Genomic DNA, 13,967 nt, shown 5'->3' on the forward strand with positions numbered 1-13,967 from the left:
CCTTAATAAGGCGTCAGTCCTTTGTCTTGCATGACCGCTTTTGCCTTATCGCTTTGCAGGTAATCAACAAAATCTTCAGCCGCCTGGGGATACTTGCTCGACGTTGTGACCACAGCGCCGTAAAGCGTATCCTGCTGTACCGCGGGCGGGATAAGCCCAACAATAGTGATCCCTTTTACCGCTTTAAGCTCGCTGTTCTGCTGAAAACCAATCGGCGCTTTCCCCTCAGCTACCGCTTTGCCCACGGGCGTTGCCGGGATCACCACGACTTTTTTTGCCGTCTGCTCACCCAGATTCAGCTTTTTTAACATCTCGTCGCGGATATAGCGTCCGCTGGCGCTGTCCGATACGGCGATGGTAGAGGCTTCCGTCAGGACCTGTTTAAACTTCGCGACGCTGCTGATATCGGGCGTCGGCTTACCCTGCTGTACCGCCATCGCGATATAGGAGTGTGCCAGCACCTTATGGGTGTCACTCTTTACATGTTCTGCCAGCGGCTTAATGGCGTAATCAACCATCACCAGCACGTCTGCATTATCGTGGCGCTTTAGCCGGTTCGGGATCGCCTGCGGCGTGTCGCCCATTGATGGTGCGGCTTCCAGCGTCAGTTGATTTCCACTGCTTTTCTCATAATCCGCCTTCAGGCTCTCTACCACCGGATACATCCCGCCAGAACAGAAAACCCGCAGCGTTTCGCTCCATCCCGGCGCGGCAAATAACAGCGCCACCAGCATAATCAGGTATCGTCTCATTCCACTCCCCTTTTTTAGTCCAGCTTCTGGTTTAGCCAGGAACTCAACGAGGAACAATGACCCTGCCACAATTAACCGAGCCTGCTCACGTTTTATTAAAAAAATTTCTATAACACATCATGAAGTTGCCGATAGGCCTCCACAATGTCCTCCAGCGTGGCGCGGTTGAGCCCGCTGGGATTCGGCAGCACCCAGACCTGCGTTTTACCCATAAAAATGCCCTGCATGCCCCACTCTACCTTGCGCTGGCTGAAGGCGCGCTTAAAGGCATCTTTGCCAAGAATGGCCAGCACACGCGGCTGGTAGTTAAGCACCTTGTCAGTCAGGCGCGCACCGCCGTCGCGCAGCTCGTCGGCCCCCAGCTGACTCGCCTGCACGGTAGGACGCTCAACCAGCATGGTAATGCCACAGCCGGTTTCCAGTAGCCGCTGCTCCTCTTCAGGTTTCAGCTGCTGATGAGTAAATCCGGCAAGATGCAGCACCTTCCAGAAGCGGTTGCCGGGATGCGCAAAGTGATAGCCGGTGTGCGCCGTCGAGTGGCCAGGGTTAATACCGCAGAACAGCACGTCGAGGCCGGGTGCAATAATATCGGTGATACTGTGCTCGCTCATGCTGACTCCTCAAGCCCGGTACGGCGCTTTATTACCGTTCGACTGCGTGCCAGCATGGCGGCCGAGCGGGTTTTGTCAGGACAGGCACGCGCCAGCGCCAGTGCGCCGACCATCTCTGCCAGCACGCTGCTGGCTAACGCCTCACTATCGCGGTGTCCCAGCTTTGCGAGCAGCTCCTGTAGCCGTTGCAGCTGCGTTGCGACTCCCTGGGTAAATACCGTTTTTGCCTCTTGCGGCAGATGGCCAACCTCACTGACCAGCGCAGGAACAGGACAACCTTCAGCGGGTGCATCGCGGTGCGCCTCTGAAAGGTAGTAATTAATCAGCTGAGTAAGCTGCCCGGCTGGTTCGGACGACTGAAAAAGAGGCTGCATACGCTGGGCAGAGTCAGCAAACATCTCGCTGATGACCGCCTGCACCAGCGCCTCACGCGAGTCAAAATGCGCGTAAAACCCGCCGTGCGTCAGCCCTACCCGCTTCATAAGTGCTGCAACACCAATGCCTTCTGTGCCGCATTCACGCATGACGCGCGCCGCTTCATGCAGGATACGCTGTCGCGTGCGCGCTTTATGGGTCTGTTTATCCATCGTTTTTTCCGCTGATACGTTTTACCGCTCATAGTAATTATTATGACCATCATATTCCACCTTGACGCCATATATGATGGTTGTCATATTAACCTCAAATATGACAACCATCATACAACGGGGTTCACTATGTCAGCATCATCACAAGGCTTTGCTTTAATCACAGGTGCATCAAGCGGTATAGGCGCGACCTACGCACGCCGCCTGGCAGCGCGTGGCTACAACCTGATTCTGGTGGCGCGCGACCAGGCCAGACTGGAGACGCTGGCGCAGTCGCTGCAACAGCAGCATGCCATTGAGGTACGTATCCTGCGCGCCGATCTGACCAGCGCCAGTGACCTGCGCCGCGTCGAGCAGGAGCTGCAGAGCAATGCCGCGATTACGCTGCTGGCCAATAACGCCGGTATGAGCGTGGACGGTGAGTTTCTCGATGCCGATATCGATCGCATTCAGACCATGCTGGCGCTGAATATCCTCGCGCCTACTCGTCTGGCGCATGCGGCCGCCAACGCCTTTCGCGCCCGGAGAGGCGGCGTGATTATCAATATCGCCTCCGTGCTTTCACTGATGCATGAGATGTTTAACGGTGCCTATAACGGCAGTAAATCGTTTGTGCTGACGCTGACCCGTGCCATGCAGCGCGAACTGGCTAACAGTGGCGTGCAGGTACAGGCCGTTTTACCTGGTGCGACACGTACGGAGATATTTGACCGCTCCGGCAAATCAATTGATGAGCTGCCACAAGAGATGATTATGGAGGTGGACGATATGGTGGATGCGGCGCTGGCCGGGCTGGAAGCGGGCGAAGCAGTAACCATTCCGGCACTGGAAGAGATCGCGCTGTGGCAGGAGTACGATCGGGCGCGCGGCGCAATGCTGCCCTATTTGTCACTGAGCCAGCCTGCGTCGCGCTATCGGCAATGAGAGGCTGATGCCTGAGGCTTTTTGGTCGTGGCCGCGGGCTTGAACAGGAAATCATACCGGCGAGCGCGGCTTTGCTTATCTGCCTTCCCGGCACAGAACCGATAAAACGGGGCCGACTCTTCGGGAAATGTTGAGCTTAATCAAGCACTCATGCAGTGGCGGTTTTTTCAGCATCTGGCGAGTGAGTGCTGGATCGCTCTAAACAGATACATTATAATCCCCGCTCCGCTGGCCCCTTAGCTCAGTGGTTAGAGCAGGCGACTCATAATCGCTTGGTCGCTGGTTCAAACCCAGCAGGGGCCACCAAAATTATCAACGGCTTACATAATTAGCTTGAGTTGGTTTTCCAGGATCCCCACGGAATACCATCCTGAAGTAGCTCAAAGTAGCCCTCTCCCGCCCTACATGCAGTTAATCTCATTGCTTTAAGCTGATTTAACCCTAAGGCTACGTCACGCCCAGGTCACCTGTGGCATAAAGCTGCTCAGCAAATGCAATATCCGCTTTGAGCGAGAAGCAGACATACTACTGTCGAAATGGTTTATTTTATCGACCTGTGATTTACATTGGTAAGAGCTCGTCAAACTCCGCCATAGACTGTTTGCGTTCAGCAAGCAGCGCGATTTTATCCGGCTCCGAAAGATGTGAGCCGGGCGTAGGCAGGGCAGAAGCTGTGTCCTCAAGCCAACGATTAAAAAGAACACTTCTGAAAAATGCCGGGGCCTGTGTTTTCTGTGCCTGGGCCATCTCGATATATCTGGCAATAACTGGATTGACCTTAGAATACGTAAAACGTGAAGAAGGATGATTTACTACAGCCACTGGCACGCTACCAGCAAGCGACCTAACCCGATTGCCATTACGCAGGCTGAAGCAAATAATCAAATCCGGAGCTAACACTGACAGGACTTCAGTAAATGCTTTTTCACTGCGTTGCCAGACGTCTGCCGGTGGCGCAACGCGGCTTCCCTGTAAAAACTCCTGGAGAAAGTTGTAATAAGCAACGCTATTCCAGAACTCCCTTTTTTGTGTACTGGAGAAGCGCTGTCTGACGTTCTGAACAGCAGACATTATCAAGGTAAAATGCTTATGTTGCCGAAGCTTACCCGTTGCCCGAGGATGTCTTTCACCCAAAGCAAGCGCCTTAACGATCTCGGGCGTGACAGTTGGACGTTCATGCTGCTTATCGGCATAGTGAGACTCGCACACTATAAGTATGCGTAACCCGCAAAATCCTCTTTCATAGTGGGGGCCGACCCAGGGTGCAAAACGGACTTTACTTTTCTTTATTATCATTCGTAATAATTAACCAGTCACACCATTAACAATACTTCTAAAATATCAGAATTGATGCCCCTCCTGAAGCTGGTATTTAATAGAGTGCGGGGCGTTTCATTATTAAATAGCCTGCCTGTCCACGTCTGGTACAAAACGGACTTTCAACCTGCATTCTTGCTAAATACCAGCATCGCATTGTTGATATAAGAAAGCATATAACCCTTTTCCGCCTTTTGAACGTTGTAAAGATGTTGCTCCGGCACCGCCTCCACCGTCATTTCCCGTCCGTTTCCCGCGCCAGCACCCGCTCGGTCAGCTTCAGGTTCATGCTGATATTGCCGCGGTCATTATCAAGAATGTCCGCTTCACTGTTGAAGAGTTTTCCCACTCACCGGGGTTTTACAGGGCGCATTACATGGACTGCGGCTTGCGCATCATTTTTTCCTGACAGCGGATAAAGGTATCGACTTTGTCCGCGCACGCCACCCATGCGGCCTGGGTTTCATCCAGCCGGGTGCTCAGGTCGCCATTACTGCGCGGCGCGGCCAGATTCTGTTGGCAGCAGATGATGCTGAGACAGCCACCAGCCTTCAGCCAGTTTGTTCAGGATTATCAGGTATTCAGCAACAGGTATCGGGAGAAACGTACCCGCTGTCTCTACGGGATGACAGGACTGAAGCCCGCGCTGGCAAATTTACCCGGCGCGGTATCACTCTCGATGCCTACTGGCTGCTGCAGTACGGCCTCAGCAGCAGCTAACCAGATAATAAAAGCCAGAACAGCAATTCTTCGACGCGAGTTTCATTTAAGCGGATCTCAATCCCCTCCCGGTTAACAGATGCCCTAATCTAAAGCGTCTTTTAACGCGTTAATCTTACCTTTAATACCCAATCGAAATTAACGTGACCGACTGCGTCCCACATCCCTCTTCACCGTTAAAAAAGAGACTTTCGTCAAAAAAATCTTTGCTGCTAATACGCACCAGTAAGAAAAAGAGATTAAATCGCCGGGTTGCCTGTTTTCTGCGCGCAACCTGATAAATCAGGCGACGCTCATTCCTTTTTCGATGCGCTTACAGAAGCAGGTATGACATTTACCCTGTCCTCAAATTAGCGCTGATATATGTCAGGCAATGAACTCTCTGCCTGGATCAATATTGCTCAATATGCTGCTGTCCTTAATAACGTATCAGGAGGATACATGCCCGTTACCCGCCGGCACTTCTTACAACTCAGCTCTGCATTTGCTGTCGCCGCCACTTTTCCCACGTTTGCCAGTGTCCCCTACAGCGCAGGCGATACCCCGCCAAAATTAGTTCCGCCGTCAGGCAGCGTCGATTGTCATATGCACCTCTACGACAGCCGTTACCCGTCGGTGCCAGGCACAAAATTTGTGAATCCGCCCGATGCCTCCCTGGATGACTATCGAAAGCTACAGCAGCGACTGGGAATGAACCGAATGGTGATTGTTACCCCGTCGCGCTACGGCACCGATAACCGCATACTCCTTAACGGTCTGGCCGCCAGCAACGGCAATGCGCGGGGCGTTGCTGTGGTAGACGAGACGGTCACCGATGATGAATTAGAACAGCTGCATCAGGCTGGCGTGAGAGGCATTCGCTTTAACGTTATTTACAGCAAGTTTGATCCGGAAGAGATGACGCGGTTAGCGACGCGCATCCATGCCCTTAACTGGCATATCCAGGTGGTATCGTCAGGGGAAAAATTAGTCGAGCTGGAAAGCCGGCTGCAAAAATTACCGACGCCGGTGGTCATTGATCATATGGGGCATGTGCCTCAGCCTGAGGGAATTAAATCACCAACCTTTGCGATGCTGCGCCGGATGCTGGACGGAGACAAAACCTGGGTGAAACTCTCTGGGGCCTATATTGACTCTTTAACCGGTGCGCCAGGCTATCAGGATGTCGCGCCAGTGGCGCAAAGCCTGGTTAACATTAATCCCGAACGTATGCTGTGGGGCAGTGACTGGCCTCACCCTACTCAGCCGGATGACAAGAAGCCCGACGATGCTGTGTTACTCGACCTCATCAGCCTCTGGGCCCCGGACAGCCGCGATCAGCAAAAAATATTGCGCGACAATCCAGTTAAACTTTATGGTTTCTGACTCACCGGGAGCCATGCTGGCTCCCGTTAAAATCTGCTAACAGCCTCGCGGTTCTTTATCTGCTGCTACATGGCTGAAAGCGATAAAAAACACAGGCTTGTGCATACAGTTATTGCCATTGCAGGCAAGGGGCTGCTGCCTCCCCGCTATACCTGTTAACAGAACGCCAGGGGAATGCCGCTTTCCCGGTACACTTATTGACAGAACTCCAAGAGGCGGCGTGGCCGCCTCAAAAAAAAACCCGCTCACGCGGGTTTTGCTTATCGGGCGCTCGCCGCAGGGGGCTTCTGCGACATGTCGACTTTGTCGATTTTCCCGGGCGTTACAATCATCCCGGTCACGCTCTCGTGCGTCTTAAAGGTGCAGCTGCAGTTAATGTTCTGACACTGGTTATAGCGCTCTTTGGTCTCAGTAGAGATATAGCGGCTGCTGCGGGTATGGGCAGCGCTCTGACACAGCGGGCAATGCATCATCAGTCAATTCCTCCGTGGTTAACGAAAGAATTATCGCTTTGTGACTAACAAAAAGCAAATTAATTAACTATTAGTTAGTTGATCTCTTCATATTCCACCTCACTGATATCGCATTCCAGCTCCAGCGTGGTGGTAAAACCGCCGTTTGCGCTAAGACTGTGAGTCAGTTTGTCGATAATCCAGGCGCTGTTGTCAATTGGGGTTTTAAAACCGCTAACCCTTACCGGCGTTTCAGGGAAAAGATCTGCCCGCCCTGCCGCCAGCTGAAAGGTAAAGTGGACCACGCCGCGCTGGATTTCTTTCCACTTCGCCTCTGCCGCCTGCATCGCCGCCTCTTTACTGTTGAACACGTCGGGCAGCACCAGCAGGCTATCTTTTTGCCCAGCCAGGTAAGCACCTTCCTGTTCACCGGCTGGCGGCGATGCGCTTTTCGCCTCAGGATGGCTAACCGCGTCAGCACTCGCCGCTTTTGCCTTACGCTGCAGCTGTATAACGTGCGTCCTCGCTTCCTGCACGGCCAGCCATTTTGCCTGGACACCGGTATAGCTGGTGCGGTCAGCAATCGTGAACCTGTGCCTGTCGCCATCCTGCCGCGTCAGTAACACCACGGGAATGGCGTTGCCACTGGCTAAGGTTGCGCTGCCGGGGCGCAGGAACAGCAGACGTCCCGCTTTAATGATCGCCGCTGCGCCATAGCGTTTAGCCAGGCGGGTCACAAAGCCGGGATCGGTCTCGTGCGTCTGATCAATATGATCGATCTTGATCCCGGCGAACCCCTCCGCCATCTGCAGAATCAGTCCACAGCGCGCCGCAATCTGTGTGACAACCGTGCCCAGCGTGGTGTCGTGATAGGAGACGTCCCGCGCTTTGTTCAGCTCACCGCGAAAATCGACGCTGCGCGCTGTAAGGGTCAGGACATCCGGCGCTCCGCCGTGGCTGACCTGATCGACAGTAAAGTCGCCCTTGTTATGCAGCTGGCCGACCCAGCCCAGAAACAGCGAAACCACGGTGCCGCGCTGCGGCAGCTGAAGCAGGCCGTCGCTGTCGTCGAGCGTGATATTCAGCGTATCCGCCTCAAAGCCGCGGTTGTCGGTCAGGGTCAGGGAAATCAGCCGGTGGCGCAGGTTAGCCGTAACATCTTTGCCGCCCATCCACAGCATAAAATCGGACGCCAGCTGACTGCCCGCGTTAATCGCCATTGTACCGAGAGCGCTCACCGTTCTTATCCTCCTGCCCGGCTGACCACATCGCTGATGCCGGACGAGAGCCTGCCGACTGCCGCTTCGGCTTTCGTCCACAGGTCACTGCCCTGCGCTTTCAGGTCGCCAAACATTGAAACCAGCGACTCATCCACGCGCAGCAGCGTCAGGTTAAACGCGATAACCCGTGCGCTGCCGTCAGCGTAGAAATCACTGTGCGTAGTCTTAAAATTTTCGACAACATACATACCGTAAATGGTGCCGTCACCGCCAATAAGCGGCCAGGCTCGCCCCTGGTCGGCCAGCAGCTGGAACGCCTGCGCGTTAACCGGGCCGCCGGTAATCTCCGGGCGCAGCTCGCCGTTCAGGGTGATTTTGTCGTTGCTTTTGCCGGTGAACTGTACGGCGGGCCGGCGACCAACGCGGCTGTTGCTGGCCCAGTTCCAGTTGCTGTCATGAATCAGCTGGCTATAGGGCAGCGTCTGTCGCATGAAAGGCAACATGCCGTAGATCATCATCATGGGTAGCTCCCTCCTGTCAGCGCACTGCGCTGCCGGTTTTGCTCATCGTAACGGTGTTGCTCCAGCTGCTGTTTCACCAGCAGCCCGACCTCATTTGGATCCATACCGGCTGGCGCATGGATAGTGGTGTTGTAGGTAACGTTGTTTTGCTGCATCGCAGTACCGCCCGCCGCGGGCGCGGACGCTGGCCGATAAGGTACGCCGTCCATCAGCGCACTCGGTTGCGGGTTAGCGTCTGTGGCGACATTGTCCGACCCGACAGCGGGCGCATCTGTTGGCAGTGCCGTCTTCAGCTCTTTACTTTTGCTGCTGGCAATACCGAGCTTGTCCAGCACCCAGTCGATACCGCCCATCAGCTGGTTGAGCGCATGACCGGGAATTTTTAGCGCCTCGCCAAGCAGATTACCGAAGCTTTTGCCCATATTACCCGCGGCCGCCAGCTGCTCCTGGGTCGCTTTTACCGGTTCCAGCAGTTGCGTAAAGGCGCTCCAGACGGACTTCACTTTATCCGTTACCCAGCTGAAGATGGGCTGGAGGGGCGTAAAGGCCGCCCCTACAGGCCCCATCGCCTCGGAGAAGCCCTGCGCCACACCGCTAATAAAGGCGCTAATCGGCTCCCAGTAGCGGCGGATCAGCAGCGCGCCACCCACGATGGCCGCGACGATAGCCACAACGGGTAAGCTGATGGCGCCAATGGCGCTGACGACAGTACCGCTCACAACGGTGAAAAGCCCGCCGAGTAACTCAATTCCGGTCACAATGGCGCTGATGCCGCTGACTACTGGCCAGGCGACCATACCAACCGTACCCAGCGCCCCTGACAGCGTCAGCGCCCCGGCGGCGGCGATGGCTATACCGTTCGCCAGCGCCGGATTGTCCTGCAACCACTGATCAACAGCCTGCAGGAACTGCGTGGCATCCTGCGTCAGGGCGCGCAGCGGACCGTCGAGCGGCGCAAAGAGATCGATACCCATAGCAGCTTTTGCGGCGGTCAGCTTCTGCATATCGCCCTCAAGGCTGTCTTGCTGCGCCTGCGCGCTGCGCGCCGTGCTGCCATCGGACTGTTGTAAGGTCGCGCTGAGACTGGTCAGTTCGCCGCTGGCTGCGCCCTGCACCAGCACCGATGCGGCAGGCGCGGCCTGCGCGCCGAAGAGGTTTTGTAACACCTCTGCCTGCTGCGCTGTGCCCATTCCTTTAGTGGTAAAGGCGGTCTGGATATCTTTTAGCTGCGGCAGAATCTGGCGCACGTCTCCGTTTTCATCGTGCGTTTTTACGCCAGGCGCCACCATACCCTGCCGGACGGCAGGAAGCGGCAGGCGGGTTAACATCGCGCTCACCGCGTCGCCCGCCGCCGCACCGGTAATGTGATTTTTCGCCAGCAGGCTGAGCATGGCGGCGGCCTGCTCCACGCCCACGCCTGCATTTTTCGCCACCGGTGCCACACTGCCCAGTGCGCGACTCAGATCGTCAAACGTCACTCCGGTCTGGTCGAGGGTGGCGTTCAGCACATCACCAAGATGCGCCACATCATTGTTGTTAAGGCCAAAAGCCGTTTTCGTCTCGGTCAGCAGCGCAGCATTCTCCTCAGCGGAATGGCCATTACTCTGCGCCATAGTGAGCGCAACCGGGGTGGCAGAGGCGATCTCATCAGGTGAGCCGCCCGCCTGGGCGATGGCGAGCTGCGTCTGCGCCACCTTTTGTGCCGAAACGCCGTTCGCTACGCTGAGCGTGCGCGCCTGTTTGTGCAGCGCCAGCGCCTGAGGCGAATCCGCTTTCAGACCAGTTTTCGCCTGCAGCGTGGCCTCAGTGTGCGCCAGATCGTAACCTGGCCGCAGCAGCGCGGTACCGGCACTCAATCCCGTTTTGGCCAGGCTGATGGCTGCCGCGCCGGTGCTGCGCATTCGGCCCGCCAGCGCCTGTCCCCGGCGATAGCGGGCCGCGATCTGGTTCTGTTGCGCCTGCTGCTGATTTAGCCGTTGCAGCTGCTGCTGCTGACCATTGAGGTGCTGGCTGGTCTGCGCCGTCGCCGACGTCAGCCGCCGCTGCTCGCTGCTCAGATTGCGCGTGGCGATACCGGCATCGTTCAGGCTGGCACGCTGCTGCTGCACCGACAGTCGCAGGCTCTGCGTTTGATTCTGTAACGCGACCGTTCGCTGACGCGCCTGCTCCAGTGCGCGGCTCTGTTCAGCAGCGGGCTGGGCGCTCGCGTGCAGGGCCAGCGCCAGCGCTGCCGTTTCTCGCTTCGCGTCCTGAAGCTGTTGTCGGGTGTCCCGTAACTGGCGATACGTAGCGCGAAAGCTGTCGATGCTTGCCGACTGCGCCTGGAGCGCCGTCAGCTGTTGACGCGAGGCGGCAATCTCATCGTTGACGTGCTGCATGTCGTTTTGAAGGCGTTGAAACGGGCGCAGCGCCTGACTGGCGGCCTGCAGCAGCGCCTCTATATTCAGGTCATTACTCATCCGTATTTGCTCCGCTGCGGATCAGGGCTTTATGCCGCCAGTCGAGCAGCTCGGCCAGCGGCAGGTTGTTCATTTCGGAGAGGGGCCAGTGGAAAACAGCGGCGATATCCGCCATCAGGTCATTGACCGTTAGTCCATCAGGCCAGTCGACGTTGCCGACTTCGATTGCAAAAAACCAATCACCTTGCCACCCAGCACAATCAAATCCACCGGGTCAAGGCTGTTGCATTCGGCTTTGGTCAGCGCCGGCTGCGTGATGCGCGGAAGCACCGTCAGCAGTGCATCCACATCTGAGGAGGCCAGGTCAGCCAGGCGCACGCCGCGCAGCGTGCCGGCGTTCGGTTTGATGAGTTCAACCTGCGCAATCTCCGCCTCACCGCGTTTTAGCGGGGTTTCAAACTCAACGATGTTCTCTTTCTGTTCCATGCTTCTCTCTGCGTTGTGACAGGATGAAAAGCCAGCGCCGGGCGCTGGCATCAGGGTTACGCCAGGCCGAGGTTTTTGCGGCGCTGAGCAAGGCGGTCGGTGCCGTTGACCTTCTCGACCATATTGACGGTGTCGATTTCGATCAGCGCTTTGCCGTTCCAGGTCAGTTTGAAGTAGGTGTTTTTGGTGGTGATCTTGGTTTCGGTGTCTTCACCCTGTTTGGCTTCACCGAAGTCAAATGCCTGGTGGCGGCCACGAACCTCAATCTCAACCGCGATCTCCTCGCCGGTGTCGTCACGCTGGTAAGAACCGGTGAAGCGCAGCGGTACGGCGGAACCGCCCCACTGCGTCAGCACCAGGTCATCCATACCGGCAATGCTCCACTCCATATCGAGCGCGTCGTCATCCAGACCGTTATCGATAAAGGCGGCACCGTTCATACCGCCGCCGCGGTAGGCGTCCAGCTTACGAGAAAGCTTTGGCAGCGTGACGGAAGAGACGACGCCCTGGTAGCTGTTTGAATCATTGAAAAGGTTCAGCCCTTTCAGTTTACGGGGGAGTGCCATTTATCCGGCTCCTTAGCTGTTTACGGATGCGGCGAAGTTCGCCAGATAGGTGTCGGTAATGCGCTGACGCAGGGTCAGATCTTCCAGCGGCGGAACCGGCGTGTAGTCGTAGTCGATAAAGAGCTTGCCCGCTTTCAGGCTCTCTTTGTCGTTAGCGCTTTCGTCGTACCAGGCGGATGCGCCCAGCAGATAACCGGCGCTGACCAGCTCGCGGAATTTCGCATTGATGCCAGCAATGATTTCGCGCACCAGAACCGGGGTCAGCGGCTTATCCACTGCCCACATGTGTGCCTCGGCCATGGTGTCGGCCAGCACCTGTGCGGTACGGGTGTAGTTCTCAAACTGGAACAGCGGATCGTCGCTACAGGTACGGTTGCCCCAGAAGCGAAAACCATCTTTACGGATCAGCGTGGTGACATCCGCCTCGTTAAGCAGGTCAGCATCTGTGCCGGCCTGTTGCAGATCCCAGAACACGGACGCAGAGATGCCGGTCACGCCATTAACGCCGACGTTCGACAGGGTTTTATGCCAGCCGGTGTCGTTGTCGATTTTGGCGCGCAGGCCCAGCGCACGCGCCGTGGCATAAGCGGTGTCGGACTGGCTGGTTGCGGTATTCCAGGCGAGAAAATCTGGCCAGATCACCATCAGTTCGCGCTGGCTGAAATTTTTGCGGTAGTTCATCGCCTCGCTGATGGTTTTGCAGTCCCAGGCTGACACGTAAGCGAAGGCGCGCAGCTGCTGCGCGATACTCGCCAGCGCGGTGGCGACTTCCTGCGAGTCGAGGCCCGGTACGCCGAGAATGCGCGGCTTGACGTCAAGCTGCGTCTGCGCCGTCAGCAGCGCCTTCATGCCGGTATACTGGCCATTCTCATCGGTAGTGCCGATAAGGTTCGAGGTGGTTTCTTCGGCGGTCGCGCCGTCGGCAACGCGGACCACGACGGTAACCGGCTTTGACTGATCGGCAATCGCCTGAAGCGACGCCGCCAGCGTGCCTTTGCTACCGGCTTTAGCGATAGCGGCCTGCACGTTGGTCAGTAGCACCGGGGTATTGAGTGGAAAAGCCGTTGCGTCTGCGTCGTCTGCGGTGCAGACCAGGCCGACGACAGCGGTGGATACGGTAGAGATGGTGCGTGTGCCGTCGTTGATTTCGACGACGCGGACACCGTGATGATAATCAGACATCTGATGTACTCCGTGTTGAGGGTGGAGTCAGAGTGTCAGGTCAGGTGAGAGAAATCATGCGGTTAGCGTTTGCTGGGGGATGAGCGGACAGTAGCCTCTCGCAGGAGGCCCGCAGCCGTTTTAGCGGCGGCCATTGCGTTCAGGAAGTCGTTTCCTGCTGACTTTCGAGCGCCCCGACCGGAAAGTACTTATAGAGGGTGGATAGCGCGACGTTATAAATGATCGCCAGCTGCTGTCGGCTATGTCCCTTAGCCAGCAGCCGGCTTATTTGCTCGACCTCCTGTGGGCTTAGCGCTTTGGGCCGTCCGCCCAGCCTTCCTTTTGCTCTGGCAGCCGCTAGCCCGGCCAGGGTGCGCTCAACAATAAGCTCGCGCTCCATTTCTGCCAGCGCTGACATAACATGAAAAAAGAAGCGCCCCATCGCGCTGCTGGTGTCGATGCTGTCGGTTAGTGAGCGGAAATGCGCACCGCGTTCGTGCAGTTCCGAAATCAGGGCGATCAGATTTTTTACGCTGCGGCCCAGTCGGTCCAGTTTCCAGACGACCAGCGTATCGCCTTTACTGATGCATTTGAGCGCCTGTTTCAGGCCCGGGCGGGTTGCAGTCTTGCCGCTGATACGATCTTCAAAAATATGGTCACAATTTGCGCTCAAAAGCGCATCGCGCTGCAAGTCGCAGTTCTGGTCAATTGTTGACACGCGAATATAACCAATCATGGCCATACGTTTTTCTCTTCAGCTTATCGGGGACGGATTTTGGCGGATTTTGCCATGTCGCGCGCGTTTATCAAAAACCTTGGTTTAGGAGAAGGTGCACCAGTCATAGGATCGCCGTTCCCCTGGGCGCACGCAAAAATGCCCAATGAG

The 13,967-nt window shown here is 56.5% G+C and carries 16 protein-coding genes and 1 tRNA gene; 3 read left to right on the forward strand and 14 right to left on the reverse strand.

The genetic code is table 11. The features are described 5' to 3' along the window. Positions 1-2: 2 nt before the first annotated feature. The 3 genes from HP564_RS14670 to HP564_RS14680 form a co-directional block, all read right to left on the reverse strand. A complete protein-coding gene (locus HP564_RS14670) occupies positions 3-752 on the reverse strand; it encodes an extracellular solute-binding protein (RefSeq protein ID WP_371244226.1) in 750 nt (249 codons plus the stop codon). 107 nt (positions 753-859) lie between these two features. After that, a complete protein-coding gene (mug, locus tag HP564_RS14675; RefSeq protein ID WP_371244228.1) occupies positions 860-1,363 on the reverse strand; it encodes a G/U mismatch-specific DNA glycosylase in 504 nt (167 codons plus the stop codon). Next, positions 1,360-1,950 (reverse strand): TetR/AcrR family transcriptional regulator, encoded by a 591-nt coding sequence (locus tag HP564_RS14680; RefSeq protein ID WP_371244230.1) that lies wholly within the window; start codon positions 1,948-1,950, stop codon positions 1,360-1,362. The genes mug and HP564_RS14680 overlap by 4 nt, the downstream gene beginning before the upstream one ends. A 129-nt stretch (positions 1,951-2,079) precedes the next feature. On the opposite strand from HP564_RS14680, the gene HP564_RS14685 reads away from it, so the two are divergent. Together HP564_RS14685 and HP564_RS14690 are read left to right on the forward strand one after the other, a co-directional pair. Further along, the gene (locus HP564_RS14685) at positions 2,080-2,874 is read left to right on the forward strand and encodes an SDR family NAD(P)-dependent oxidoreductase (RefSeq protein ID WP_371244231.1); all 795 of its coding nucleotides are present in this window, start codon (positions 2,080-2,082) and stop codon (positions 2,872-2,874) included. Between the two features lie 230 nt (positions 2,875-3,104). Continuing rightward, positions 3,105-3,180: transfer RNA gene (locus HP564_RS14690), tRNA-Ile, on the forward strand. A gap of 255 nt (positions 3,181-3,435) precedes the next feature. Here HP564_RS14690 and HP564_RS14695 read toward each other — a convergent pair. Together HP564_RS14695 and lysC are read right to left on the reverse strand one after the other, a co-directional pair. Next, the gene (locus HP564_RS14695; RefSeq protein WP_371244233.1) at positions 3,436-4,008 is read right to left on the reverse strand and encodes a hypothetical protein; all 573 of its coding nucleotides are present in this window, start codon (positions 4,006-4,008) and stop codon (positions 3,436-3,438) included. Between the two features lie 555 nt (positions 4,009-4,563). Then, positions 4,564-4,746: an Rz1-like lysis system protein LysC gene (gene lysC, locus HP564_RS14700; protein WP_371244268.1), complete on the reverse strand. Its 183-nt coding sequence runs from the start codon at positions 4,744-4,746 to the stop codon at positions 4,564-4,566. Between the two features lie 606 nt (positions 4,747-5,352). On the opposite strand from lysC, the gene HP564_RS14705 reads away from it, so the two are divergent. Continuing rightward, entirely contained in the window at positions 5,353-6,276 is a 924-nt protein-coding gene (locus tag HP564_RS14705; RefSeq protein ID WP_371244235.1) for an amidohydrolase family protein, read from the forward strand. 260 nt (positions 6,277-6,536) lie between these two features. Here the strand turns inward: HP564_RS14705 and HP564_RS14710 are convergent, their stop codons facing one another. The 9 genes from HP564_RS14710 to HP564_RS14750 form a co-directional block, all read right to left on the reverse strand. Further along, on the reverse strand, positions 6,537-6,749 hold the full coding sequence (locus HP564_RS14710) for an ogr/Delta-like zinc finger family protein (protein ID WP_371244237.1): 213 nt from the start codon (positions 6,747-6,749) through the stop codon (positions 6,537-6,539). 74 nt (positions 6,750-6,823) lie between these two features. After that, positions 6,824-7,948, reverse strand: a complete 1,125-nt coding sequence (locus tag HP564_RS14715) for a phage late control D family protein (RefSeq protein WP_371244270.1) — start codon at positions 7,946-7,948, stop codon at positions 6,824-6,826. A gap of 23 nt (positions 7,949-7,971) precedes the next feature. Beyond that, complete coding sequence (locus tag HP564_RS14720) at positions 7,972-8,469, reverse strand: phage tail protein (RefSeq protein WP_371244239.1); 498 nt, start codon at positions 8,467-8,469, stop codon at positions 7,972-7,974. Further along, positions 8,466-10,928, reverse strand: a complete 2,463-nt coding sequence (locus HP564_RS14725; RefSeq protein ID WP_371244240.1) for a phage tail tape measure protein — start codon at positions 10,926-10,928, stop codon at positions 8,466-8,468. The genes HP564_RS14720 and HP564_RS14725 overlap by 4 nt, the downstream gene beginning before the upstream one ends. Next, on the reverse strand, positions 10,921-11,043 hold the full coding sequence (locus HP564_RS14730; protein ID WP_371244241.1) for a GpE family phage tail protein: 123 nt from the start codon (positions 11,041-11,043) through the stop codon (positions 10,921-10,923). The genes HP564_RS14725 and HP564_RS14730 overlap by 8 nt, the downstream gene beginning before the upstream one ends. Positions 11,044-11,057: 14 nt before the next feature. After that, positions 11,058-11,354: a phage tail assembly protein gene (locus HP564_RS14735; RefSeq protein ID WP_371244242.1), complete on the reverse strand. Its 297-nt coding sequence runs from the start codon at positions 11,352-11,354 to the stop codon at positions 11,058-11,060. A gap of 56 nt (positions 11,355-11,410) precedes the next feature. Beyond that, entirely contained in the window at positions 11,411-11,920 is a 510-nt protein-coding gene (locus HP564_RS14740; RefSeq protein WP_371244244.1) for a phage major tail tube protein, read from the reverse strand. Between the two features lie 12 nt (positions 11,921-11,932). Then, complete coding sequence (locus HP564_RS14745) at positions 11,933-13,102, reverse strand: phage tail sheath protein (RefSeq protein ID WP_371244246.1); 1,170 nt, start codon at positions 13,100-13,102, stop codon at positions 11,933-11,935. 139 nt (positions 13,103-13,241) lie between these two features. Continuing rightward, complete coding sequence (locus HP564_RS14750) at positions 13,242-13,823, reverse strand: recombinase family protein (RefSeq protein WP_371244247.1); 582 nt, start codon at positions 13,821-13,823, stop codon at positions 13,242-13,244. Positions 13,824-13,967: the final 144 nt, after the last annotated feature.

Source organism: Pantoea sp. KPR_PJ (genome assembly GCF_041386365.1).
Lineage (GTDB): Bacteria > Pseudomonadota > Gammaproteobacteria > Enterobacterales > Enterobacteriaceae > Pantoea.

Bases quoted from the DNA above. Each gene is read 5' to 3' on its own strand.
- HP564_RS14670 (WP_371244226.1), bottom strand. From the start codon at position 752: ATGAGACGATACCTGATTATGCTGGTGGCGCTGTTATTTGCCGCGCCG.
- mug (WP_371244228.1), bottom strand. From the start codon at position 1,363: ATGAGCGAGCACAGTATCACCGATATTATTGCACCCGGCCTCGACGTG.
- HP564_RS14680 (WP_371244230.1), bottom strand. From the start codon at position 1,950: ATGGATAAACAGACCCATAAAGCGCGCACGCGACAGCGTATCCTGCAT.
- HP564_RS14685 (WP_371244231.1), top strand. From the start codon at position 2,080: ATGTCAGCATCATCACAAGGCTTTGCTTTAATCACAGGTGCATCAAGC.
- HP564_RS14705 (WP_371244235.1), top strand. From the start codon at position 5,353: ATGCCCGTTACCCGCCGGCACTTCTTACAACTCAGCTCTGCATTTGCT.
- HP564_RS14710 (WP_371244237.1), bottom strand. From the start codon at position 6,749: ATGATGCATTGCCCGCTGTGTCAGAGCGCTGCCCATACCCGCAGCAGC.
- HP564_RS14715 (WP_371244270.1), bottom strand. From the start codon at position 7,948: ATGGCGATTAACGCGGGCAGTCAGCTGGCGTCCGATTTTATGCTGTGG.
- HP564_RS14720 (WP_371244239.1), bottom strand. From the start codon at position 8,469: ATGATGATGATCTACGGCATGTTGCCTTTCATGCGACAGACGCTGCCC.
- HP564_RS14725 (WP_371244240.1), bottom strand. From the start codon at position 10,928: ATGAGTAATGACCTGAATATAGAGGCGCTGCTGCAGGCCGCCAGTCAG.
- HP564_RS14730 (WP_371244241.1), bottom strand. From the start codon at position 11,043: ATGGCGGATATCGCCGCTGTTTTCCACTGGCCCCTCTCCGAAATGAAC.
- HP564_RS14735 (WP_371244242.1), bottom strand. From the start codon at position 11,354: ATGGAACAGAAAGAGAACATCGTTGAGTTTGAAACCCCGCTAAAACGC.
- HP564_RS14740 (WP_371244244.1), bottom strand. From the start codon at position 11,920: ATGGCACTCCCCCGTAAACTGAAAGGGCTGAACCTTTTCAATGATTCA.
- HP564_RS14745 (WP_371244246.1), bottom strand. From the start codon at position 13,102: ATGTCTGATTATCATCACGGTGTCCGCGTCGTCGAAATCAACGACGGC.
- HP564_RS14750 (WP_371244247.1), bottom strand. From the start codon at position 13,823: ATGGCCATGATTGGTTATATTCGCGTGTCAACAATTGACCAGAACTGC.